The 22,857-nt window shown below is 52.2% G+C and carries 20 protein-coding genes; 16 read left to right on the top strand and 4 right to left on the bottom strand.

All coding sequences use genetic code 11. The annotated features are described in order from the left end of the window. The first annotated feature begins 27 nt into the window (after positions 1-27). From ACLJQJ_RS12490 to ACLJQJ_RS12435, 12 genes are all read left to right on the top strand, one after another. Positions 28-1,671 carry a methyl-accepting chemotaxis protein gene (locus tag ACLJQJ_RS12490; protein ID WP_063808843.1) on the top strand — a complete coding sequence of 548 codons (1,644 nt, stop codon included), beginning with the start codon at positions 28-30 and terminating at the stop codon, positions 1,669-1,671. Positions 1,672-1,755: 84 nt separating this feature from the next. Continuing rightward, complete coding sequence (locus ACLJQJ_RS12485) at positions 1,756-2,043, top strand: DUF2623 family protein (protein ID WP_001059119.1); 288 nt, start codon at positions 1,756-1,758, stop codon at positions 2,041-2,043. Positions 2,044-2,232: 189 nt separating this feature from the next. Beyond that, the gene (gene hybO, locus ACLJQJ_RS12480) at positions 2,233-3,351 is read left to right on the top strand and encodes a hydrogenase 2 small subunit (RefSeq protein ID WP_000145429.1); all 1,119 of its coding nucleotides are present in this window, start codon (positions 2,233-2,235) and stop codon (positions 3,349-3,351) included. A gap of 2 nt (positions 3,352-3,353) precedes the next feature. Further along, on the top strand, positions 3,354-4,340 hold the full coding sequence (gene hybA / locus ACLJQJ_RS12475; protein ID WP_001081721.1) for a hydrogenase 2 operon protein HybA: 987 nt from the start codon (positions 3,354-3,356) through the stop codon (positions 4,338-4,340). Further along, complete coding sequence (gene hybB / locus ACLJQJ_RS12470; RefSeq protein ID WP_000017678.1) at positions 4,330-5,508, top strand: Ni/Fe-hydrogenase cytochrome b subunit; 1,179 nt, start codon at positions 4,330-4,332, stop codon at positions 5,506-5,508. The genes hybA and hybB overlap by 11 nt, the downstream gene beginning before the upstream one ends. Next, positions 5,505-7,208 carry a hydrogenase 2 large subunit gene (hybC, locus tag ACLJQJ_RS12465; protein WP_023228387.1) on the top strand — a complete coding sequence of 568 codons (1,704 nt, stop codon included), beginning with the start codon at positions 5,505-5,507 and terminating at the stop codon, positions 7,206-7,208. Before hybB ends, hybC begins: the two co-directional genes overlap by 4 nt. Next, positions 7,208-7,702: a HyaD/HybD family hydrogenase maturation endopeptidase gene (locus tag ACLJQJ_RS12460; RefSeq protein WP_001221960.1), complete on the top strand. Its 495-nt coding sequence runs from the start codon at positions 7,208-7,210 to the stop codon at positions 7,700-7,702. Before hybC ends, ACLJQJ_RS12460 begins: the two co-directional genes overlap by 1 nt. Beyond that, positions 7,695-8,183 carry a hydrogenase-2 assembly chaperone gene (gene hybE / locus ACLJQJ_RS12455; protein ID WP_000004951.1) on the top strand — a complete coding sequence of 163 codons (489 nt, stop codon included), beginning with the start codon at positions 7,695-7,697 and terminating at the stop codon, positions 8,181-8,183. Before ACLJQJ_RS12460 ends, hybE begins: the two co-directional genes overlap by 8 nt. Beyond that, positions 8,176-8,517, top strand: coding sequence for a hydrogenase maturation nickel metallochaperone HypA (gene hypA, locus ACLJQJ_RS12450; RefSeq protein WP_000544945.1), 342 nt, complete (start codon positions 8,176-8,178; stop codon positions 8,515-8,517). Before hybE ends, hypA begins: the two co-directional genes overlap by 8 nt. Positions 8,518-8,544: 27 nt before the next feature. Continuing rightward, complete coding sequence (hybG, locus tag ACLJQJ_RS12445) at positions 8,545-8,793, top strand: hydrogenase maturation factor HybG (protein ID WP_000334890.1); 249 nt, start codon at positions 8,545-8,547, stop codon at positions 8,791-8,793. A 75-nt stretch (positions 8,794-8,868) separates the two neighbouring features. After that, the gene (locus ACLJQJ_RS12440) at positions 8,869-9,921 is read left to right on the top strand and encodes an ABC transporter substrate-binding protein (protein WP_063808842.1); all 1,053 of its coding nucleotides are present in this window, start codon (positions 8,869-8,871) and stop codon (positions 9,919-9,921) included. Next, the gene (locus ACLJQJ_RS12435) at positions 9,921-10,631 is read left to right on the top strand and encodes a molybdate ABC transporter substrate-binding protein (protein WP_063808841.1); all 711 of its coding nucleotides are present in this window, start codon (positions 9,921-9,923) and stop codon (positions 10,629-10,631) included. The genes ACLJQJ_RS12440 and ACLJQJ_RS12435 overlap by 1 nt, the downstream gene beginning before the upstream one ends. Positions 10,632-10,698: 67 nt before the next feature. Here ACLJQJ_RS12435 and yghU read toward each other — a convergent pair whose 3' ends face one another. After that, complete coding sequence (gene yghU / locus ACLJQJ_RS12430) at positions 10,699-11,565, bottom strand: glutathione-dependent disulfide-bond oxidoreductase (protein ID WP_063808840.1); 867 nt, start codon at positions 11,563-11,565, stop codon at positions 10,699-10,701. A 226-nt stretch (positions 11,566-11,791) separates the two neighbouring features. Here yghU and gss point away from each other — a divergent pair, with 226 nt between their 5' ends. Continuing rightward, positions 11,792-13,648, top strand: coding sequence for a bifunctional glutathionylspermidine amidase/synthase (gene gss / locus ACLJQJ_RS12425; RefSeq protein WP_000033690.1), 1,857 nt, complete (start codon positions 11,792-11,794; stop codon positions 13,646-13,648). Positions 13,649-14,317: 669 nt separating this feature from the next. Next, a complete protein-coding gene (locus tag ACLJQJ_RS12420) occupies positions 14,318-15,376 on the top strand; it encodes a methyl-accepting chemotaxis protein (RefSeq protein WP_000475246.1) in 1,059 nt (352 codons plus the stop codon). Positions 15,377-15,675: 299 nt separating this feature from the next. Here the strand turns inward: ACLJQJ_RS12420 and uxaC are convergent, their stop codons facing one another. From uxaC to uxuA, 3 genes are all read right to left on the bottom strand, one after another. Further along, positions 15,676-17,088: a glucuronate isomerase gene (gene uxaC, locus ACLJQJ_RS12415; RefSeq protein WP_000190180.1), complete on the bottom strand. Its 1,413-nt coding sequence runs from the start codon at positions 17,086-17,088 to the stop codon at positions 15,676-15,678. 11 nt (positions 17,089-17,099) lie between these two features. After that, the gene (locus ACLJQJ_RS12410) at positions 17,100-18,572 is read right to left on the bottom strand and encodes a fructuronate reductase (RefSeq protein ID WP_039589290.1); all 1,473 of its coding nucleotides are present in this window, start codon (positions 18,570-18,572) and stop codon (positions 17,100-17,102) included. Positions 18,573-18,682: 110 nt separating this feature from the next. Further along, positions 18,683-19,867 carry a mannonate dehydratase gene (gene uxuA / locus ACLJQJ_RS12405; protein ID WP_000815487.1) on the bottom strand — a complete coding sequence of 395 codons (1,185 nt, stop codon included), beginning with the start codon at positions 19,865-19,867 and terminating at the stop codon, positions 18,683-18,685. A gap of 403 nt (positions 19,868-20,270) precedes the next feature. On the opposite strand from uxuA, the gene ACLJQJ_RS12400 reads away from it, so the two are divergent. Both ACLJQJ_RS12400 and ACLJQJ_RS12395 read left to right on the top strand, forming a co-directional pair. Then, positions 20,271-21,575, top strand: a complete 1,305-nt coding sequence (locus ACLJQJ_RS12400; RefSeq protein WP_000784371.1) for an MFS transporter — start codon at positions 20,271-20,273, stop codon at positions 21,573-21,575. A 396-nt stretch (positions 21,576-21,971) separates the two neighbouring features. Next, positions 21,972-22,850 carry a carbon-nitrogen hydrolase family protein gene (locus ACLJQJ_RS12395; protein WP_000089254.1) on the top strand — a complete coding sequence of 293 codons (879 nt, stop codon included), beginning with the start codon at positions 21,972-21,974 and terminating at the stop codon, positions 22,848-22,850. Positions 22,851-22,857 lie beyond the last annotated feature (7 nt).

The following is a 22,857-nucleotide window of genomic DNA, read 5'->3' as shown; positions in this document are numbered from 1 at the left end:
TCTCTTATATTCAGCAAGGAAATTCATATGCGTTTGCTGCAAAACTTTACTATTCGTATGGTCATGCTGACGATACTGGGACTTTTTTGTCTACTCTGGTCGGGGGTGGGGTTATACAGCGTCCATGCTTTATCCGAAGTTTCGGAAGGAAATGATATTGACCGGCATCTTGTGCGGCAAATGACGGTGCTAAGCCAGGGTAACGATCAATATTTCCGCTTTGTTACCCGCCTTAGCCGCGCGATGGATGTAAAAATCGGCGGCGGCACGCCCGATTTTGCGCCCGCCCGGCAGTCGCTCGAGAATATGCGTCAGAAGCTGGAGGAGATGAAAGCGCTATCGCCAGGGCCGATGAACCCTGATATCTCAAGGGAGGTCTTGTCCAACTGGCAGGCCTTGCTGGAGAAAGGCGTCGTTCCTCAAATGCAACTGGCGCAGCAAGGATCGCTAACCGCCTGGAGCGAACATGCCAGTACGGTCACGCCCGCACTCAGTCGCGCGTTCGGCGCCAGCGCGGAACGGTTTAGTCATGAAGCTGGCGCCATGCTGGATAACACACGTGTGATGGTCGATGGTAAAACCTATACCATCCGCATCCTGCTTATCACGGCGGTGATTCTGGGCATTGCCATCCTGATTTTTACCGATCGCTATCTGGTTGCAATGATGGTGAAACCGCTGGAGCGCATCCGCCAGCAATTTCAGCGCATCGCGCAGGGCGATCTTAGCCAGCCGATTGAAGCGTTGGGGCGTAACTGCGTAGGCCGGTTGGTGCCGCTACTGCGCGCGATGCAGGACAGTTTACGCGAAGCCGTGAGTACGATCCGCGCCGGAAGCGACAATATCTGGCGCGGCGCGACGGAAATTTCTACCGGTAATAACGATCTCTCTTCCCGAACGGAAGAACAGGCCGCCGCGCTGGAAGAAACTGCCGCCAGCATGGAACAGCTTACCGCAACGGTGAAAATGAACGCCGAACACGCTCGCCAGGCGAGTCAGCTTGCGGATGCCGCCTCGCTAACGGCAGGAAAAGGCGGTGAACTGGTTTCCGATGTGGTAGAAACAATGAACGGTATTTCCGCTAGTTCGCAGCAGATCGCCGAAATTACTACCGTGATTAATAGTATTGCTTTCCAGACCAATATTCTGGCCTTGAACGCAGCGGTAGAAGCGGCCAGAGCGGGCGAGCAGGGACGCGGCTTCGCGGTGGTCGCCGGTGAGGTACGTAACCTGGCCAGCCGCAGCGCGGGGGCGGCGAAAGAAATTGAAGCCTTAATTGGCGAATCGGTACGTCGCGTAGCGCAGGGCGCGCAGTTGGTCCAGGAGACCGGCGCGACGATGGAAGCCATCCTGCGCGGCGTCACGGAAGTGACGACGATTATGAAACAGATCGCATCCGCCTCCGAAGATCAGAGTAAAGGTATCTCTCAGGTTGGCGTGGCGATCACGCAAATGGATAGCGTTACGCAACAAAACGCCGCGCTGGTTGAGCAGGTTTCCGCGGCGGCGGCGGCGCTGGAACGGCAGACGGAGGATTTGCAACGCTCCGTACAGCAGTTCCGGCTTTCCGCTAGTGAGCCGCAACAATGCGTAACGGCGAAAGCGGCGCCTGGCGTTCAGAGAATGGCGTCGGCTCCCGCACAGTCTACTGATGAATGGGTTGCCTTCTGATGTGAAGCAAAAAAGCGCGTAATGCGCTGGCCTTCATTTAACCAGTCGCTATATAATTTATTATATAGCGACTAAGGAGGTCAGATGAATAATCATTTTGGGAAAGGGTTAATGGCCGGGTTGCACGCGCCTTATGCATATAGCGCGCATCATGCGGTGAATTTCTGTTCTGAGTATAAACGTGGCTTTGTATTGGGTTTTACACACCGTATGTTCGAAAAGACCGGCGATCGTCAACTTAGCGCGTGGGAGGCCGGAATTCTGACGCGTCGCTATGGTCTGGATAAAGAAATGGTGATGGATTTCTTTAAAGAGAATCATTCCGGGATGGCGGTTCGCTTCTTTATGGCCGGTTATCGACTCGAAGGTTGATCCAACAGGGGTATTATCTTGCTTTAATTAATTACACTATCGCCTCTTCCCTTCGTTTTACTGTTCCGTCGAAGTATTATGGCGCACATAACCATAAAAAAAGTGTGGTAAATGGCGTACCGATCGCAATAACTTCTTCGCGAACAGTGCAAAATAAAAGCCAGGTCTTCGTAACGGAATAACTATAAAATGACTGGAGATAATACTCTCATCACTTCTCACGGCATTAACCGTCGTGATTTCATGAAGCTTTGTGCAGCACTGGCCGCTACTATGGGGCTCAGTAGCAAAGCCGCCGCAGAAATGGCAGAATCGGTATCCAATCCACAGCGTCCGCCCGTTATCTGGATTGGCGCTCAGGAGTGTACCGGTTGTACCGAATCACTGCTTCGTGCTACACACCCAACCGTTGAAAACCTCGTTCTGGAGACTATCTCTCTGGAATACCACGAGGTACTTTCCGCCGCATTCGGTCACCAGGTCGAAGAAAACAAACATAACGCTCTGGAGAAGTATAAAGGGCAATATGTTCTGGTGGTGGATGGTTCTATCCCACTAAAAGATAACGGTATCTACTGCATGGTTGCCGGCGAGCCGATCGTGGATCACATCCGCAAAGCCGCTGACGGCGCAGCCGCGATTATCGCTATCGGTTCCTGCTCGGCATGGGGCGGCGTTGCTGCGGCTGGCGTAAACCCAACCGGCGCTGTCAGTCTGCAGGAAGTCTTACCGGGCAAAACGGTTATCAATATTCCAGGTTGTCCGCCAAACCCGCATAACTTCCTGGCGACCGTCGCGCATATCATCACTTACGGCACGCCGCCGAAGCTGGATGCGAAAAATCGTCCAACCTTTGCCTATGGCCGTCTGATTCATGAGCATTGCGAACGTCGTCCACACTTCGACGCAGGCCGTTTTGCCAAAGAATTTGGCGACGAAGGCCACCGTCAGGGCTGGTGTCTCTACCATCTTGGCTGTAAAGGGCCGGAAACCTGGGGCAACTGTTCTACGTTACAGTTCTGTGACGTTGGCGGCGTCTGGCCAGTGGCGATCGGCCATCCTTGCTATGGCTGTAACGAAGAAGGTATCGGCTTCCATAAGGGCATTCACCAGCTTGCTCATGTCGAAAACCAAACTCCGCGTTCAGAGAAACCTGACGTCAATATGAAAGAAGGCGGCAATATCTCTGCGGGCGCTGTCGGTCTGCTTGGCGGCGTAGTCGGTCTGGTTGCCGGCGTCAGCGTGATGGCGGTACGTGAACTGGGGCGTCAGCAAAAGAAAGATAACGCTGACTCACGGGGAGAATAACCGTGAACAGACGTGACTTTATTAAAGCAGCCTCCGGTGGAGCATTGCTGTTGGGCGCCGCGCCGTCTGTCAGCCATGCGGCTGCAGAAAACCGTCCGCCGATTCCAGGTTCGCTGGGTATGCTGTATGACTCCACTCTGTGCGTGGGCTGTCAGGCCTGCGTCACAAAGTGTCAGGATATCAACTTCCCGGCGCGTAACCCGGAAGGGGAGCAGACCTGGTCGAACAACGACAAGCTGTCGCCGTATACCAATAACATTATTCAGGTATGGCGTAGCGGTACGGGCGTGAACAAAGATCAGGAAGAGAACGGCTATGCCTACATCAAGAAACAGTGTATGCACTGCGTCGATCCTAACTGCGTTTCCGTTTGCCCGGTGTCGGCGCTGAAAAAAGATCCGAAAACCGGCATCGTCCACTATGACAAAGATGTCTGCACCGGCTGTCGTTACTGTATGGTTGCCTGCCCGTACAACGTACCTAAGTACGACTACAACAACCCGTTTGGCGCGCTTCACAAGTGTGAGTTGTGTAACCAGAAAGGCGTTGAGCGTCTGGATAAAGGTGGTTTGCCTGGGTGTGTGGAAGTTTGTCCGGCAGGGGCCGTCATTTTCGGTACTCGTGAAGAGCTGATGGCGGAAGCGAAAAAACGTCTGGCCCTCAAACCAGGCAGTGAATATCACTATCCGCGCCAGACGTTGAAAACGGACGACACCTATCTGCATACGGTGCCTAAATACTACCCACACCTCTACGGTGAAAAAGAGGGCGGTGGTACTCAGGTGCTGGTGCTGACAGGCGTTCCTTATGAAGATCTGGATCTGCCGAAGCTGGATGACCTTTCAACCGGAGCGCGCTCCGAGCATGTTCAACACACGCTTTATAAAGGCATGATACTACCCCTGGCTGCGCTGGCGGGCTTAACCGTGCTGGTTCGTCGTAATAGCAAAAACGACCATCACGATGGAGGAGACGATCATGAGTCATGATCCAAAACCGCTGGGCGGAAAAATCATCAGTAAACCGGTCATTATTTTTGGACCGTTAATCGTCCTGTGTATGCTCCTTATCGTGAAGCGTCTGGTCTTCGGGTTGGGCTCCGTTTCCGACCTGAACGGCGGTTTCCCGTGGGGCGTCTGGATTGCCTTTGACCTGTTGATCGGCACCGGCTTTGCCTGCGGCGGTTGGGCGTTGGCATGGGCGGTGTATGTCTTTAACCGTGGGCAATACCATCCGTTGGTGCGCCCGGCATTGCTGGCAAGCTTGTTTGGTTACTCGCTGGGCGGCCTGTCGATCACTATCGACGTCGGTCGTTACTGGAACCTGCCGTACTTCTACATTCCAGGTCACTTCAACGTGAACTCGGTACTGTTTGAGACGGCGGTCTGTATGACCATCTACATCGGCGTGATGGCGCTGGAGTTTGCGCCTGCCCTGTTTGAACGTCTGGGCTGGAAAGTGTCGCTCAAGCGTCTGAATAAGGTGATGTTCTTTATTATCGCGCTGGGCGCGCTGCTGCCGACGATGCACCAGTCCTCAATGGGGTCATTGATGATCTCGGCGGGCTATAAAGTGCATCCGCTATGGCAAAGCTATGAAATGCTGCCGCTGTTCTCGGTTCTGACCGCGTTTATCATGGGCTTCTCCATTGTCATATTTGAGGGGTCGCTGGTTCAGGCAGGCCTGAAAGGAAACGGTCCGGATGAGAAAAATTTGTTTGTTAAGCTGACGAATACCATCAGCGTGCTGCTGGCGATTTTCGTCGTCCTGCGCTTTGGCGAACTGATTTATCGCGACAAGCTGTCCTATGCGTTTGCCGGCGATTTTTACTCCGCTATGTTCTGGATTGAAGTCGTCCTGATGGTCTTCCCGTTAGTGGTGCTGCGTGTGGCGAAACTGCGTAATGACTCTCGTATGCTGTACCTGTCGGCGCTGAGCGCGCTGTTGGGCTGCGCGACGTGGCGTCTGACCTATTCGCTGGTGGCATTCAACCCGGGTGGCGGCTACCACTACTTCCCAACCTGGGAAGAATTGTTGATTTCTATTGGTTTTGTGGCTATTGAGATTTGTGCATACATCGTACTCATTCGTCTACTGCCGATACTTCCTCCTTTAAAACAAAACGATCATAATCGTCATGAGGCGAGCAAAGCATGAGCCAGAGAATTACTATTGATCCGGTAACCCGTATTGAGGGTCATTTACGCATTGACTGCGAAATTGAGAACGGCGTCGTATCCAAAGCATGGGCGTCCGGCACCATGTGGCGCGGTATGGAAGAGATCGTGAAGAACCGCGATCCGCGCGATGCGTGGATGATTGTGCAGCGTATTTGCGGCGTTTGTACGACAACTCACGCGATCTCTTCTGTTCGTGCGGCAGAAAGCGCGCTGAATATTGATGTTCCCGTCAACGCGCAGTATATCCGTAATATTATTCTGGCGGCGCATACCACCCATGACCACATTGTCCATTTCTACCAGCTCTCTGCGCTAGACTGGGTGGACATTACCTCTGCGCTGAAAGCCGATCCGGAAAAAGCTTCTGCGATGCTGGATGGCGTGTCGAGCTGGCACCTGAACAGCGCGCAAGAGTTCACGAAAGTTCAGAACAAGATCAAGGATCTTGTCGCCAGCGGTCAGTTAGGTATTTTCGCCAATGGCTACTGGGGGCACCCGGCAATGCAGTTACCGCCGGAGGTCAACCTGATTGCGGTCGCCCACTATCTGCAGGCGCTGGAATGTCAGCGTGACGCTAACCGCGTGGTGGCGTTGCTGGGCGGTAAATCGCCGCATATCCAGAACCTGGCGGTCGGTGGGGTGGCGAACCCGATCAATCTCGACAGTATCGGTACGTTGAACCTTGAACGCCTGATGTACATCAAATCGTTTATCGATAAGCTGAGCGATTTTGTCGAGCAGGTGTATAAAGTGGATACCGCAGTCATCGCGGCCTACTATCCGGAATGGCTGGAGCGCGGCAAAGGCGCGGTGAACTACCTGAGCGCGCCGGAATTCCCGACCGACGGTAAAAACGGCAGTTTCCTGTTCCCGGGCGGTTACATTACCAATGCCGATCTGTCGACATACCGTCCGATCACCTCTCACTCCGACGAGTTCCTGATTAAAGGTATTCAGGAGAGCGCGAAGCACGCCTGGTACAAAGATGAAGCGCCGCAGGCGCCGTGGGAAGGCACTACGATCCCGGCTTACGACGGTTGGTCGGATGACGGTAAATACTCATGGGTCAAGTCGCCGACATTCTACGGCAAAACCGTCGAAGTCGGGCCGCTGGCGAACATGCTGTGTAAACTGGCTGCAGGTCGTGAATCCACGCAGACCAAGCTCAATGAAATCATTGCGCTTTATCAGAAGCTGACCGGCAAAACGCTGGAAATGGCGCAACTTCACTCTACGCTGGGTCGTATCATCGGGCGTACCGTTCACTGTTGTGAACTGCAAAACATATTGCAGGATCAATACAACGCGCTGATTGTAAATATCGGCAAAGGCGATTACACCACGTTTGTGAAGCCGAACATTCCGGCGACGGGCGAGTTCAAAGGCGTGGGCTTCCTGGAGGCGCCGCGCGGTATGCTGTCTCACTGGATGGTGATTAAAGACGGCATTATCAGTAACTATCAGGCGGTGGTGCCATCGACCTGGAACTCAGGTCCGCGTAACTTCAACGATGACGTGGGGCCGTACGAGCAGTCGCTGGTCGGTACGCCGATCGCCGATCCGGCGAAGCCGCTGGAAGTGGTACGTACCATCCACTCCTTCGACCCTTGCATGGCGTGCGCGGTGCACGTGGTGGACGTCGATGGCAATGAAGTGGTCTCGGTGAAGGTTTTGTAATGCGGATATTAGTCTTAGGGGTCGGCAATATTTTGCTGACCGATGAAGCCATCGGGGTGCGTATTGTTGAAGCGTTAGAGCAACGATACACCCTGCCGGATTTCGTTGAGATTCTGGATGGCGGTACGGCGGGAATGGAACTTCTTGGCGATATGGCGAATCGTGATCATTTGATCATTGCCGACGCCATCGTGTCGAAAAAGAACGCGCCGGGAACCATTATGGTACTGCGCGACGATGAAGTTCCGGCGCTGTTCACCAACAAAATCTCCCCCCATCAGCTTGGACTGGCCGACGTATTGTCGGCCCTCCGCTTTACCGGCGAGTTTCCGAAGAAACTGACCCTGGTCGGCGTTATTCCACAGTCGCTGGAACCGCACATCGGCTTAACGCCAACCGTAGAAGCGATGATTGAACCTGCGCTTGAGCAGGTTCTTGCTGCGCTGCGTGAGTCCGGCGTCGAAGCAATTCCTAAGGAGACGGCGCATGTCTGAAACGTTTTCCGGATTCGACACGGCGCCCGTCGCCCGGGTTCAGGCGGCATTTGAAGAGATAGCCCATCGTTCGATGCACGATCTTTCGTTTCTGCATCCGACTATGCCTGTGCATGTCTCTGATTTTACGTTGTTTGAAGGACAATGGACGGGCACGGTAATTACGCCGTGGATGTTAAGCGCATTAATCTTCCCTGGCCCGGACCAGATCTGGCCCGGGCGTACCGTCGGTGAAAAACTCGGTCTGCAACTGCCTTATGGCACGATGACCTTTACCGTTGGCGAACTGGAAGGCGTTTCGCAATATCTTGCCTGCTCGTTGATGTCGCCGCTTTCCCGTAGCCTGTCGCCGGAAGAGGGCGTCCGGCTGGCGGATGACTGCGCGCGGATGCTGTTATCCCTGCCGGTAAGCAATCCTGATGCGCCGCAGACAAGCCGGCGTGCGTTGCTGTTTGGCCGTCGGAGCTGTGAGAATGCATGAGCTGTCTCTTTGCCAAAGCGCCGTTGAAATTATTCAGCAGCAGGCAGAACAGCACGGCGTGGCGCGCGTCACCGGCGTATGGCTGGAGATAGGCGCGCTTTCGTGCGTTGAAGAGCGCGCGGTTCGTTTCAGTTTTGATATCGCCTGCCAGGGGACTTTAGCGCAAGGGTGCGAATTGCACATCGACTACAGACCGGCCCAGGCCTGGTGCTGGGATTGCAGTCAGGTGGTGGAAATTCTCAGGCATGACGCGCAATGTCCGCATTGTCATGGCGATCGCCTGCGGGTGGATACCGGCGATTCGTTGAAAGTAAAAAGTATTGAGGTCGAATAACCCGCATTTTATTTCAGGTGGTTAATTATGTGTATTGGCGTCCCCGGTCAGGTGCTGGCCGTCGGAGATGATATTCACCAGCTTGCGCAGGTGGAAGTGTGTGGCATCAAACGTGATGTCAATATTGCTCTGATTTGTGAAGGTAAGCCAGCCGAGCTGATAGGGCAATGGGTATTGGTACACGTTGGTTTTGCGATGAGCATCATTGACGAAGACGAAGCGAAAGCCACGTTAGATGCGCTGCGCCGCATGGAGTACGACATCACCAGCGCGTGATCCCTTAATCACCTCTATTATATCGCTCTATAATCGTTGTATAATTATTTATATATCGATTGTGGGGCGAAACCTATGAATAAATTTTTGCGCCAGCTCTCTCTGCTGGCGTTGCTTTTTTGCTGGCCGTTAATGTCACAGGCGGCGCGTACTTTTACCGATCAAATTGGCCGCCAGGTCACGGTTCCGGACACCGTCGACAGAGTGGTGGTGCTCCAGCATCAAACGCTCAATCTCCTTGTACAGATGAATGCCACTGACAAAATCGTTGGGGTCATGGCGAACTGGAAACAGCAATTAGGCGACGGCTATGCGCGTCTGGCGCCGGAACTGGCGCAAAAAGCCTCGCTGGGCGATCTAACGCACGTTGATCCTGAAAAACTGGTGGCGCTGCGCCCGCAGGTGGTGTTTGTCACGAATTACGCTCCGCAGGAGATGATCGACAAGATCAGCCGTCTTGGCATTCCGGTAGTGGCGATTTCGCTGCGCCATGATATTGCTGGCGAGCAGGCTAAAATGAACCCGACCCTGGCCGATGAAGAGCAGGCTTATAATCGCGGGCTGCGTGAAGGAATAACGCTGATTGGCGATATCGTCAATAAACCGCAAGAGGCGAAAGCGCTGATTGAGGCGATGGATAAAGGTCGCAAGATGGTCAGCGACCGTTTGCAGTCGGTTCCTGAAAATGGGCGGGTTCGCGCCTATATGGCGAATCCGGAGCTGACCACCTACGGTTCCGGTAAATATACCGGTCTGATGATGGCCCATGCGGGGGCGCTGAATGTAGCGGCATCCTCGGTGAAAGGCTTTAAGCAGGTGACAATGGAGCAGGTGATCGCCTGGGATCCGCAGGTGATCTTTGTCCAGAATCGCTATCCAAAGGTCGTCAATGAGATCCTGCACAATCCCCAGTGGCAGGTCATTGACGCGGTGAAGCATCATCGGGTTTACCTGATGCCAGATTATGCCAAAGCCTGGGGATATCCGATGCCGGAGGCGGTGGGAATCGGCGAACTGTGGATGGCGAAAAAACTCTATCCGAAAAAATTCCACGATATTGACATGCAAAAGGCCGCTAACGACTGGTATCAACGTTTTTACCGTACTGACTATCAGGGCGTACAGTAATGCGAATACTGGCTGCGGGGAGCTTGCGCGTCGTCTGGCCGCAGCTAATGGCGGCGTTTCAGGCGGATGCGGTATGTGATTTCGGTCCGGCGGGGCTGTTACGTGAACGCATCGAAGCGGGCGAAGCGTGCGACTTTTTTGCTTCGGCGAACCTGGCGCATCCGCAGGCGCTGCTGGAGAGCGGGCGGGCGCTGCGGGTCGCGCCTTTTACGACGAACCGTTTGTGTCTGAGCGTGCGGGCACAGGCGATGCGTGAAGGCGAGGACTGGCTGTCGCTATTAACCCGGCGGGATCTGCGGATCGGCACCTCAACAGCAGGTTGCGATCCTTCCGGCGATTATACGCAGCAGCTTTTTTCGCGGATGGGCAAGGAGGGCGAAGCGGTCCGAAAACGCGCGGTAGCGCTGGTTGGCGGCAGACAGACTTTGCCGTTACCGGTGGGCCGGCTGGCGGCGGAATGGCTCATCAATCATGATTACACCGATATCTTTATCGGCTATGCCAGCTATGCTCCCAGGCTACGGCAGGTTAATTCGCTGCGAGTGGTTGATATCCCGGAACCTTATAATCCCGTGGCTGAATATGGCTTTGCCTGCCTGAGCGAGCAGGGAAAAACGCTTGCCGACTTTTTACTGTCAGCACGGGCGAGGTTGATTCTCATGCAACATGGGTTTAGTGAAGCGCCGCATATGACACACTCGCAGAACTGATAAGCGAATCGTCAGCAGGGAATACCATGCCGGATGACGACATTACTACCCCATCCGGCATTATGGTTTAACTTTGACGTTTATCTTCGGTATGGTTTTCGAAGTCGCTGGCGTCATGGCGTTCGTGAAGCTGTTCGTTCAATGGGCCGTTGGTCCGGTTGACAATGCGCCCCCGCTTTACCGCCGGACGTTCGGCTACCTGTTTCGCCCAGTGTTGTACGTTTTGATAACTTCCGGCATCCAGAAACTCCGCTGCATCATAGACATTCCCCAGCACCACGTTGCCGAACCACGGCCAGATGGCCATATCGGCAATAGTGTACTCTTCCCCCGCGACATACGGGTGGTGAGCTAACTGCTTATCCAGCACGTCCAGCAGACGCTTGGCTTCCATGGTGAAGCGATTAATGGCGTACTCAATTTTTACCGGCGCATAATGATAGAAATGACCGAAACCGCCACCGAGGAACGGCGCCGCGCCCTGTAGCCAGAACAACCAGTTAAGGGTTTCTGTGCGCTTAGCCAGATCCTGCGGCAGGAAATGGCCAAACTTATCCGCCAGATAAACAAGAATTGCGCCCGACTCAAAAACCCGAATCGGTGGGTTGTGTGAGTGATCGCGCAGCGCCGGGATTTTTGAGTTCGGATTGATGTCAACAAAGCCGCTGGAGAACTGATCGCCCTCGCCGATGCGAATCAACCAGGCGTCATATTCGGCGCCGGTCACGCCCAGCGCCAGGAGCTCTTCCAGCATAATGGTCACTTTCTGGCCGTTAGGCGTCCCCAGCGAATAAAGCTGTAACGGATGTTTGCCGACGGGCAGCGTTTTTTCGTGCGTCGGGCCGGAAACCGGGCGATTAATGTTAGCGAACGCGCCGCCGCCGGATTTATCCCACGTCCAGACTTTTGCGGGTTGATAAGTATTATCTGCCATATTGACCTGCCTTCACAGTGGTGGTGTTGAAGCAGTGTAGCAGCTTGCTAGTCGGACATTTAACCGATTGGGACATTCCGGCGAGTGAAATTTTAACCTTCTGGCCTCAGTGTGCCTTATTGAGGTGTATGATTATGTCGACCTCTGTCCGGTTAGTGTCACAGAGCAGACAATCAGAGCGAAATCACGCCAGGCTGCTCAGGCGGTCTTGTTTTGAGGTAAGTGCATGAGCAAAGGAACCACCAGTCAGGATGCCCCCTTCGGGACATTATTGGGTTACGCCCCCGGCGGCGTAGCGATCTACTCTTCAGATTACAATTCCCTCGATCCGTGGGACGACGACGACGCAGCTTTTCGTAGCTACATCGACGATGAATACATGGGGCATAAATGGCAGTGCGTGGAATTTGCCCGCCGTTTTCTCTTTCTGAATTATGGCGTTGTTTTTACTGACGTCGGCATGGCCTGGGAAATCTTCTCGCTACGTTTTCTGCGCGAGGTCGTGAATGACAATATTTTGCCTTTGCAGGCCTTCCCGAACGGTTCGCCGCGCGCGCCGGAGGCTGGGGCGCTGCTCATCTGGCAAAAGGGCGGCGAGTTTAACGAAACCGGGCACGTCGCGATTATCACCCAACTCCTGGATAACAAAATTCGTATTGCTGAGCAAAACGTTATCCACACGCCATTGCCGCCAGGGCAGCAGTGGACTCGCGAACTGGAAATGGTCGTAGAAAACGGGTGTTACACCCTGCGCGACACCTTTGATGACACGACGATTTTAGGCTGGATGATCCAGACCGACGACACGCAATACAGTTTGTCACAGCCTGACATCGCGAATCAGTCGCTGGCGATTCGCGGCGCAAGACTGCCAGAGAAAGGTCAGTTTGACGGTCAGTGGCTGGATGAGCGCGATCCGTTACAAAAAGCCTATGTACAGGCGAACGGACACGTTATCAATCAGGACCCGTACCAGTATTTTACCATCACCGAGAGCGCCGAACAGGAGCTTATCAAAGCGACCAATGAGTTGCATTTGATGTACCTGCACGCCACGGATAAAGTTTTAAAAGACGATAATCTGCTGGCGCTATTCGATATCCCCAAAATTCTTTGGCCGCGTCTGCGCCTCTCCTGGCAGCGCCGTCGTCACCATATGATCACCGGCCGTATGGATTTCTGCATGGATGAACGCGGGCTGAAAGTCTATGAATACAATGCCGATTCCGCATCATGCCATACCGAAGCGGGATTAATTCTCGAAAAATGGGCTGAGCAGGGCTATACCGGTAAAGGGCATAACCCGGCGGAGGGCTTAATTAACGAGCTGGCAGGCGCCTGGAAACACAGTAAAGCGCGTCCTTTCGTCCATATCATGCAGGATGATGATATCGAGGAGGACTATCACGCGCAGTTTATGCAGCAGGCGCTGCATCAGGCTGGTTTCGCGAGCAAAATTCTCCGCGGGCTGGGCGAGTTGCGCTGGGATGACGCCGGGCAGTTGATCGATGGCGACGGACGGCTGGTGAATTGTGTCTGGAAAACCTGGGCGTGGGAAACGGCGATGGAGCAGATACGCGAAGTCAGCGAGACGGAGTATGCCGCAGTGCCTATTCGTACCGGGCACCCGGAAAATGAAGTCCGGCTGATTGATGTATTACTGCGCCCGGAAGTGTTGGTGTTTGAACCGCTGTGGACGGTGATCCCGGGTAACAAAGCGATCCTGCCCATCCTGTGGTCGCTGTTCCCGCATCATCGCTATTTGCTCGACACGGATTTTACCGTTAACGATGAGCTGGTGCAGACCGGCTATGCGGTAAAACCGATTGCCGGACGTTGCGGTAGTAATATTGATTTGGTGAGCCATCAGGAAGAGCTCCTGGATAAAACCAGCGGCAAGTTCGCCACGCAGAAAAATATCTATCAGCAGTTGTGGTGCCTGCCGAAGGTCGCCGGGAAGTATATTCAGGTCTGTACGTTTACCGTGGGCGGTAACTACGGCGGTACGTGCCTGCGCGGCGATGATTCATTAGTCATTAAAAAAGAGAGCGATATTGAACCGTTAATCGTCATCAAAGCGTAACGGGGTCATTCTCGTCGGGATATCGGCGTGGGTGCCGATATCCCGCCTGTTGTGTTTACCAGCGAACGGCTGTCAGCCTGCCATTTACTGGTAACATATGAGAAATAATATCACAAATTATTCTTAACTTTTCTGACGCAGGCGGTGACGCTCGCCGCGTTGGCGCATCCGTTTCCTGATTTTCGACTAATCGATACTTTTTGCGGCTGGTTACGCCGCCCCTATCCCTTTGGATTTAGGTCATGCCTGTTTGGCTGGTAAACGGACAGCATAATATATTGATGAGTCCAAATGATATTATTGGTCATATAAAAAGTTTACGTTAGGTTATTTTTCTATTGCAAAAGTTTGCGTTTAAACCCTGTCTGCAATCTTCGTGGCGAGATATAGATACACCTAAGTAAATGCAGTTAATTATTATTCAGCTATTGTTGTCAGCCTTGTAAATAATATTTCCGTATAAAGCGAAGCGACTTCCATCATGACTATTAATGGTATTGTTGAATAGTTTACTTTGTAATTATTTAAGTTTGGTGGACGTTTTGTCTTATTCTGGTGAGCGTATGGCTATGGCAGATGACAGCCGATTTTTCATTATGTTAGCATGAGTCGATAATACTTTATCCAGGCATAGATCAGGATGTCCACATATAATAAGGAGAATGGTATATGTTTAAAAAAGTATTAGGCTTGCGCCACTGGAATAATAATGTTGTAAAAATACCGCCGCCAGCAGCAGAATCTGGCGCTAATGCGTCTGACGTGGTGGTGGATACTCCTGAGCCTTATGAGCGGATACTGTGTCAAAAAATTCTGATGGGGATCTCGACGATCGATATCATTCGTAATGCCATCATTAAATCCTGTGAGCAGCTCAACATTGAAAAAGAACGCATTAATGAACTTAATGAACAGAATGATAAAGCCAGAAGTTCATTAAAATCGCTCGTGGAATTTATCACCGAAATTGGCACGACTTCATCGGATATTGGCTGTCGTATGGGCGACTTAAATACCTCCTTAACGCAAATTAATGCGTGTATTAAAGAGATACAGAAGATCGCTAACCAGACCAATTTGATAGCGATTAACTCCGCGATCGAGGCCGCGCGCGTAGGGGATGCCGGGCGTGGTTTTAGCGTTATTTCGAAAGAGGTGAAAAACCTGTCCGAAGATGTTAAACACAGTTCGAAAAGCGTCAGTACGTTAACCTCTGTAATCAAAGATAATACGGCCAGAGTGAGTGAGGTGCTGGATAACCAACAGCCGGTTATTGATAATATTACGACTAACATAAATCAAATTGTGGAGTCTATTGGCATCGTCATCGATAAATCGCTGAGCATGAAATCGGTCATGCAGTACATCTCTACGGTGCAGTTTTTGAATATTGTCAAAGTTGACCATGTTATCTGGAAAATGGAAGTCTACAAATTACTCTTAAATAAAGACATAAACAGTAAAATAACGATGCACGATCAGTGTCGGCTGGGGAAATGGTACTACGGTTTTGAAGGGCAGCAGTTTAGCAATTACTACAGTTTCCGTAGTCTGGAAGCGCCGCATAAAGAGGTGCATACCGCTGGTCACTCTGCGCTGAACTATTTTGCCGCAGGCGATATGAATGCGATGTCGCAAGAACTCGACAGAATGGAGCGATCCAGTAATGAGGTGGTTAACCAGCTGGAAATGCTGGCTGTCGATTTATTAAAAGAAACCACACTGTGAAGTCATAAGTTATTACCGTATAACCAACTGGAGCCATCATCAACAGGACTGATGTATCACACTTTCTGCACTGGAGTTATTCCGGACAGAGAAAAAAAGCATGACGCAGAAGATGGCTGTGTTTGTTTACCCGAATCACTTACCTTAGTAAGTGATTCGGGATTAATCAGCAACATCTTTGCTTTTTATCGGCGGCCAGACTTTGGCTGGAAAAGTGCGTTACTGCTAAATTTCTCACTCTCTTACCGCCTTCCTGCCCCTCGAAATACCTGAGACCTGTGCTCACAGATTAATAGCGATTATTTAATCGTGAAATAACGCTGGGCATTATTGAAGCAGATATCCTGAACCATACGGCTTAGCATCGCTTCATCATCAGGAATCTCTCCGTCCTGCGCCCACTGTCCCAGCAGGTTACAGAGAATACGACGGAAATATTCATGTCGCGTATAAGAAAGGAAACTGCGGGAGTCGGTCAGCATCCCGACAAACTGACTTAGCAGTCCCATTTGCGACAGTTGCTCCAGTTGGCGCAGCATCCCGTCTTTCTGATCGTTAAACCACCAGCCGGAACCAAACTGCACTTTTCCGGCAATTCCCGGCCCCTGGAAGTTACCGATCATGGTCGCCAGGACTTCGTTATCACGTGGGTTCAGGCAATAGAGGATAGTCTTGGGCAGTTCATTGGTCACATCCATACTGTCGAGCAAACGGGAGAGCGCCCAGCTAATGTTATTATCACCAATGGAGTCAAAGCCGGTATCCGGCCCCAGCAGGCGGAACATCCGGGTATTATTGTTACGGATCGCGCCAATATGTAGCTGCATCACCCAGCCGCGCGCGGCGTACTGACGGCCCAGCCAGACCAGCACCGCCGTGGTAAACTGGGCGATCTCAAGTTCGCTCAGCGTTTCGCCAGCCAGACGTTTGCCCAGAATGGCGTCAAGCTGCGCGTCGTCGGGCACCGGCGCAAATCGCAGCGTTTCAATGCCATGATCGGACGCGCGACAGCCGCAGGCGGCGAAATGGTCGAGACGGCGAGTGAGCGCCTGACGTAAATCGTCGAAACGGGTAATGCTGACATCTGCCGCCGCTTCCAGTTTCCCCAGGTAATCGACAAAGCCGTCCAGTTCGATTTTGAAAACTTTGTCGGGGCGCCAGCTTGGCGCGACTTCAATATCAATGCTGTCGTCGGCGGCTATCTGGCGGTGATATTCCAGAGAATCTATCGGGTCGTCGGTGGTTCCGACCATCCGCACATTCATCTGCTGCATAATACCGCGCGCGGAAAAGGCCGGCGTCGCCAGTTTCTCATTACACTGCGTCCAGATACTTTCCGCGGTATCCGGTCCGAACAGCGTACCTGTAATGCCAAATGGACGGCGTAGTTCAAGGTGCGTCCAGTGATACAGCGGATTGCCCAGCGTTTTTGGTACGGTATTGGCCCAGGCCATATATTTTTCATAATCGCTGGTCTCTTTGCCGGTGATCAGCGACTCATCCACGCCTGCGCTTCGTAGCGCTCGCCATTTATAGTGGTCGCCTTCCAGCCAGATCTGACCGAGGTTATCGAAACGGCGATCGTCGGCGATTTCCTGCGGACTTAAATGGCAGTGGAAGTCATAAATCGGCATGGGCGCGGCGTATTTATGGTACAGCGTGCGGGCAATGTCGTTTTTAAGTAGAAAATCTTCAGTCATAAACGTAGCCATGATTTATCTCCTTACTTAGCCAGCGCTTCTACCGTGGCTTTCGCGCCATTCTGCAATAGCTGTTGGTAAGCGTCGGTAACGGCTTGCACAAATTCGTGGTTCTTCGGCAGGTCGTTGCCAAAGATAGACTCGATGGCCAGTAGCCCGCGAACGCGTTCTTCCGGCGTCTGATATTGCTGATGAATCGCCTGATACTGCGCGAGCAGCGGATCGACGACATCAATGGTTTTACCTTGCTCATCGACACCGCCGACGTAACGCATCCATCCGGCGACGCCCAGCGTCAGGCGGCGATAGTCATCGCCCTGTTGCAAGTGCAGACGTACCGGGTCCAACAGACGCTGCGGCAGTTTCTGACTGCCATCCATCGCGATCTGCCAGGTGCGGTGTTTCAACGAGGGGTTAGTGAAACGCGCGATCAACAAATTCGCATACCCTTCCAGATCGGTGCCTTCCGGCATTGACAACGTCGGCGCTTGTTCATCAAGCATCAGCGCCAGCGCCGCGCGCCGGTAACCCGGGTTGGTCATGGTATCGGCGATAGTGTCATACCCGCCGAGATAACCCAGATAGGCGAGGAAAGAGTGACTGCCGTTAAGCATACGCAGCTTCATCATTTCAAACGGTACGACGTCTGCAACGAATTGCGCGCCGACGGTGTCCCAGTCCGGGCGACCATTCACAAAGTTATCTTCGATGACCCACTGGCGGAAGGGTTCGCAGGCGATAGCGCAAGGATCATAAACCCCTAACTGGTCGGCAACCAGTTGTAGCGTCTCTTCGGTCGCCGCCGGAACAATGCGGTCAACCATGGTGCAGGGGAAGGTCACATTGTCGGCAATCCATGCGGCGAGGGCGGCATCGCGAGCTTTCGCCAGGCCGAGGACGGCAGCCTTCGCGACGTGACCATTCTCGCGCACGTTATCACACGACAGCACGGTAAAAGCTTTCAGTCCTTGCTCCCGGCGCATGTTTAGCGCTTCGACAATATAGCCAATGGCGGATTTAGGCTGCTGTGGATGGGCAAGATCGTTTTGGATCAGCGGGTTATTGACATCAAGCTCGCCGCTGGCGGGGTCGGTGCAGTAGCCTTTTTCGGTCACGGTTAAGGAGACGATGGCGGTTTCCGGGCGCGCCATTGCCGCCAGAATCCCTGCATGGCCGTCGAATTCAGGGTGCAGCGCTTCTTTCATTGAACCGATAATTTTCAGTTCGGTGCTTTCTGCGCCGCGTTCTGCAACGGTGTACAGCAGATTTTGCGCTTTCAGGTTCGCGATCAGCCGCGCGTCGTTACCCGGCATCAGGTTCACTTCACAAATGCCCCAGTCGCTGTCGCTCTTTTCCAGTAAATGATGGGTAAAGAGCGCCTGGTGCGCGCGGTGAAACGCCCCGCAGCCCAGATGCACAATACGGGATACCAGACGTGATTTGTCCCAGTTTGGGCGGGCGACGGAAACCTGGGCGGTGGCGATATTCTGTTCCATTGCAAACTCCTGTCATTCGACGTCTTCGCCCGCGATCTCCGGGGCGAGGCATGTTGCTATTGCATTGAGTAGGGGAAATCGCATGACGCGTCGCGCCATGCGAAAGAAGGTTATTTGCTAAAGAAAGCGCGCTGGATAGCCAGTTCGACGCCGCGGACTTCCGCAAGCCCTTTCAGACGGCCAATGGCGGAATAACCCGGATTCGTTTTCTTCTTCAGATCGTCCAGCATCTGATGACCGTGGTCCGGGCGCATTGGGATCAGATCGTCGCTACCTTCGGCTTTACGACGGTGCTCTTCTTCCACAATCGCTTTAACGACTTCATACATATCCACATCGCCGTGCAAATGGGCGGCCTCGTGGAAGGTCTTCGGATTCTCTTCGCGCAGCGTAGAGCGCAGATGCGTAAAGTAGATGCGCGGACCAAACTGTTTGATCATATCAACCAGATCGTTGTCGGCGCGCACGCCGTAAGATCCGGTACACATAGTGAAGCCGTTCGCCATGCTATTAACGGTTTCCACCATCCATTGCATGTCTTCAATGGTAGAGACAATGCGCGGCAGGCCGAGAATAGGGCGCGGCGGATCGTCAGGGTGAACGGCCATACGCACGCCAACCTCGTCGGCAACCGGAATAATGGCTTTCAGGAAATAGGCAAAATGTTCACGCAGTTTTGCTTTATCGATATCTTTATATGTCGCCAGGTGTTGACGGAACTGATCCAGCGTATAGCCTTCTTCCGCGCCAGGTAAACCGGCAATAATGTTGCGGGTCAGACGTGCTTTGTCTTCCTCGCTCATGGTGGCGAAACGCCGCTCTGCCTGAGCAATCTCTTCTGCCGTATAGTCGGCTTCTGCTCCCGGACGCTTCAGGATGTGCAGTTCGAACGCGGCGAATTCAATCTGGTCAAAACGCAACGCTTTTGAACCATCCGGTAATACGTATTCCAGATCCGTACGTGTCCAGTCCAGCACCGGCATAAAGTTATAGCAAACCGTATAGATACCGCATTGCGCCAGGTTACGCAGCGTTTGCTGGTAGTTTTTGATCCATAAATCGTACTGACCGGTGTGGGTTTTGATGTCTTCGTGGATAGGTACGCTCTCTACCACAGACCACTCCAGACCCGCCTCTTCAACGATTGCTTTACGTTTCTGGATCTCGTCTACCGACCAAATTTCTCCATTCGGGATATGGTGTAACGCCGTTACCACGCCGGTTGCGCCAGCCTGGCGTACATCTGACAGCGTTACCGGGTCGTTAGGTCCGTACCAGCGCCAGGTTTGTTTCATATCTCGTTTCCTCTTCTTGCGATAACGTCTTCGTGGTTGACCCATTGCCAGCCAACTTCGAAACGTGCTTTGTAAACCCGTTCTGCCCCCTAAATTCAACCAAAATTTTTCTCATGTCAACCTTATTGTCTAAATTGGCTAACCAAATCACAAATATCATCATTCACGGTCTGCCAATTTTATTTATTTGATCTGTGTCAATTTTTGCTGGGTGAAAAGCATTCACCATTCAACTTGAAATGAGTTGATGTATTTATTTCAAGAATATTAAGGGCGGGAGTTGCCGCCAGATTTTGACCGGTCCGGATGAGAAAATATTGATTGGTCAACCAATTTTGTGATTTCAGTTTTCCCGCTACAGGTCAGACGGCGCGGAGCTAATGTTTTTTAACGAGGCTTTATCATGAAGATGACAAAATTAAGATGGTGGATTATCGGCCTGGTCTGCGTAGGGACCATCGTAAACTACCTGTCCCGTAGCTCGCTTAGCGTTGCGGCGCCAGCGATGATGAAAGAACTCCATTTTGATGAGCAACAATATTCCTGGGTGGTGAGCGCCTTCCAGCTTTGTTACACCATTGCGCAGCCGATCACCGGCTATTTGATGGATGTCATCGGACTGAAAATCGGCTTCTTTATCTTTGCCTTGTTATGGTCGCTGATTAACATGGCGCACGCGCTGGCCGGCGGCTGGATAAGCCTGGCATTTCTGCGTGGTCTGATGGGGCTAACCGAAGCGTCAGCGATTCCGGCCGGGATTAAAGCCAGCGCCGAATGGTTCCCGACGAAAGAACGCGGTATTGCGGGGGGCCTGTTTAATATCGGTACTTCGATTGGCGCGATGCTGGCGCCGCCGCTGGTGGTCTGGGCGATGCTGACCTTTGCTGATAGCGGCATCGGTACTGAAATGGCGTTTGTGATTACCGGTGGGATCGGCGTGCTGTTCGCCATCACCTGGTTCCTGATTTATAACTCGCCAAATAAACACCCGTGGATCACCCACAAAGAGCTGCGTTATATCGAAGACGGCCAGGAAAGCTATCTCCAGGACGATAATAAAAAACCGGCCGTTAAAGAGATCGTTAAAAAGCGTAACTTCTGGGCGTTGGCGATTACCCGTTTTCTGGCCGACCCGGCATGGGGAACGCTGAGTTTCTGGATGCCGCTGTATCTGATTAACGTGATGCATCTGCCGTTAAAAGAGATCGCCATGTTTGCCTGGCTGCCGTTCCTGGCGGCGGACTTTGGCTGCGTTGCAGGCGGTTTCCTGGCGAAGTTCTTCATGGAAAAGATGCACATGACCACGATCAATGCGCGTCGTTGTAGCTTTACCATCGGCGCTGTTTTGATGATTTCGATTGGTTTTGTCAGCATTACGACTAACCCGTATGTCGCCATTGCATTGATGAGTATTGGCGGTTTTGCGCACCAGACGCTGTCTACCGTCGTGATTACCATGAGCGCTGACCTGTTCAAGAAAAATGAGGTTGCGACGGTTGCCGGTCTGGCAGGATCTGCGGCGTGGATGGGACAGTTAAGCTTCAACCTGTTTATGGGGGCGTTGGTCGCTATTATCGGTTACGGCCCGTTCTTCATTGCGCTCAGTCTGTTCGATATTATCGGCGCCATCATCCTGTGGGTACTGATTAAAGATCCGGAAAAGCACCACCCGCCAATGACGGAACAGCCGCTGGCGTCTCACCGCTAAAGCTGTCTCGGTTTCACTGGCCTGATAAGCGAAGCGCTACCGGGTTCTAACGGCCACCTTCGGGTGGCCGTCTTCATTACCCTTATCGGTAAAAATACGCGTTGGTTTTATACCAGCGCGTTATCATTTAGTTTGCCTGATTATTTTCAGATGCTGAAAATAATATTGTGGTAAGGGTTATTGTTTTTCTCCTGGATTTTTATCGACTCTCTGTCTCGCTGCGATCATCGATAAAGTCCCCTTTATGTAAATAAATGTTCAATGCTTCTACTCTTTTCTCCATATATTTTGCGCAGCTTCACAAAAAAATAACCTGATGTCGTAATGTCCGCTCCCTAATATTCTCCATGCGCTATACGTTAATTTAAGTTTAAATTTCATGCCGGGGATATCACGATGTCACGTAATTTTACTGTTTCAGCCTGTCAGTATATTGTTACCGAAATAAACACTTTTGAAGATTTCATAACAAAGGTAAGGATACTTCTTAATAAAAGTCAGGGGGCTGATGTCGTTATCTTCCCGGAGCTATTTACCATTGAGTTATTTACATTATTGAAAAAATGGCAAGAAAGACCCATTTCACACCTTACTTTAATTGATCAGTTCACGGATGCCTATAAGCAGCTTTTTCAACAGGAAGCGAAAGAAAGAGGACAGTTCATTATTGCTGGCTCTCATCTGGAGCAGACTGGAGCAGATCGCTATGAGAATGTTGCGCATATATGGGGACCCGATGGCGAACATTATGCTCACAGTAAGACGCATATCTTCCCGGCTGAACGGGGTTGGTATACTCAGGAAGGCGATAAAATGGCTGTTTTTCAACTGCCATTTGCAAAGGTGGGTTTTAATATTTGTTATGAAGCAGAAATACCGGAGTGTGCCGCGACGCTGGCGGAACAGGGTGCGGAGTTAATTTTAACGCCTTCCGCTACGTTTACTGAACAGGGATTTTGGCGAGTCAGGCATTGTTGCCACGCACGTTGTATTGAAAATCAAATTTATCTTGTTCACTGTTGCCTGGGCGGAAACCCGGGCGGGCCACTGCCAGGCTGCTGGGCCCGAAGTTCAATTTTAAGCCCCTGTGATGTCGTGTGGAAAAATCCACAAGGTATTATCGCAGAGGCGCACGTCAATCAAGAGGATGTCATTTCAGGAGAAATTAACCTCGATGTTCTATATGAAAATAGACTTGGGGGGGCAGCAACAACGTTCAAGGACAGACGCAGAAAAGCAGGCATATATAATATCTGGCCATCACACATTAAATAACAGAATG

It is taken from the genome of Salmonella sp. SAL04202 (assembly GCF_046550775.1).
Taxonomy (GTDB): domain Bacteria; phylum Pseudomonadota; class Gammaproteobacteria; order Enterobacterales; family Enterobacteriaceae; genus Salmonella; species Salmonella enterica.
This window is presented reverse-complemented; position numbering and strand designations above follow the sequence as displayed.

Bases quoted from the DNA above. Each gene is read 5' to 3' on its own strand.
- ACLJQJ_RS12435 (WP_063808841.1), top strand. From the start codon at position 9,921: ATGCGAATACTGGCTGCGGGGAGCTTGCGCGTCGTCTGGCCGCAGCTA.
- ACLJQJ_RS12395 (WP_000089254.1), top strand. From the start codon at position 21,972: ATGTCACGTAATTTTACTGTTTCAGCCTGTCAGTATATTGTTACCGAA.
- ACLJQJ_RS12440 (WP_063808842.1), top strand. From the start codon at position 8,869: ATGAATAAATTTTTGCGCCAGCTCTCTCTGCTGGCGTTGCTTTTTTGC.
- uxuA (WP_000815487.1), bottom strand. From the start codon at position 19,867: ATGAAACAAACCTGGCGCTGGTACGGACCTAACGACCCGGTAACGCTG.
- ACLJQJ_RS12485 (WP_001059119.1), top strand. From the start codon at position 1,756: ATGAATAATCATTTTGGGAAAGGGTTAATGGCCGGGTTGCACGCGCCT.
- hybC (WP_023228387.1), top strand. From the start codon at position 5,505: ATGAGCCAGAGAATTACTATTGATCCGGTAACCCGTATTGAGGGTCAT.
- hybO (WP_000145429.1), top strand. From the start codon at position 2,233: ATGACTGGAGATAATACTCTCATCACTTCTCACGGCATTAACCGTCGT.
- ACLJQJ_RS12490 (WP_063808843.1), top strand. From the start codon at position 28: ATGCGTTTGCTGCAAAACTTTACTATTCGTATGGTCATGCTGACGATA.
- hybG (WP_000334890.1), top strand. From the start codon at position 8,545: ATGTGTATTGGCGTCCCCGGTCAGGTGCTGGCCGTCGGAGATGATATT.
- yghU (WP_063808840.1), bottom strand. From the start codon at position 11,565: ATGGCAGATAATACTTATCAACCCGCAAAAGTCTGGACGTGGGATAAA.
- ACLJQJ_RS12460 (WP_001221960.1), top strand. From the start codon at position 7,208: ATGCGGATATTAGTCTTAGGGGTCGGCAATATTTTGCTGACCGATGAA.
- ACLJQJ_RS12400 (WP_000784371.1), top strand. From the start codon at position 20,271: ATGAAGATGACAAAATTAAGATGGTGGATTATCGGCCTGGTCTGCGTA.
- hybE (WP_000004951.1), top strand. From the start codon at position 7,695: ATGTCTGAAACGTTTTCCGGATTCGACACGGCGCCCGTCGCCCGGGTT.
- ACLJQJ_RS12410 (WP_039589290.1), bottom strand. From the start codon at position 18,572: ATGGAACAGAATATCGCCACCGCCCAGGTTTCCGTCGCCCGCCCAAAC.
- ACLJQJ_RS12420 (WP_000475246.1), top strand. From the start codon at position 14,318: ATGTTTAAAAAAGTATTAGGCTTGCGCCACTGGAATAATAATGTTGTA.
- hypA (WP_000544945.1), top strand. From the start codon at position 8,176: ATGCATGAGCTGTCTCTTTGCCAAAGCGCCGTTGAAATTATTCAGCAG.
- hybB (WP_000017678.1), top strand. From the start codon at position 4,330: ATGAGTCATGATCCAAAACCGCTGGGCGGAAAAATCATCAGTAAACCG.
- uxaC (WP_000190180.1), bottom strand. From the start codon at position 17,088: ATGGCTACGTTTATGACTGAAGATTTTCTACTTAAAAACGACATTGCC.
- gss (WP_000033690.1), top strand. From the start codon at position 11,792: ATGAGCAAAGGAACCACCAGTCAGGATGCCCCCTTCGGGACATTATTG.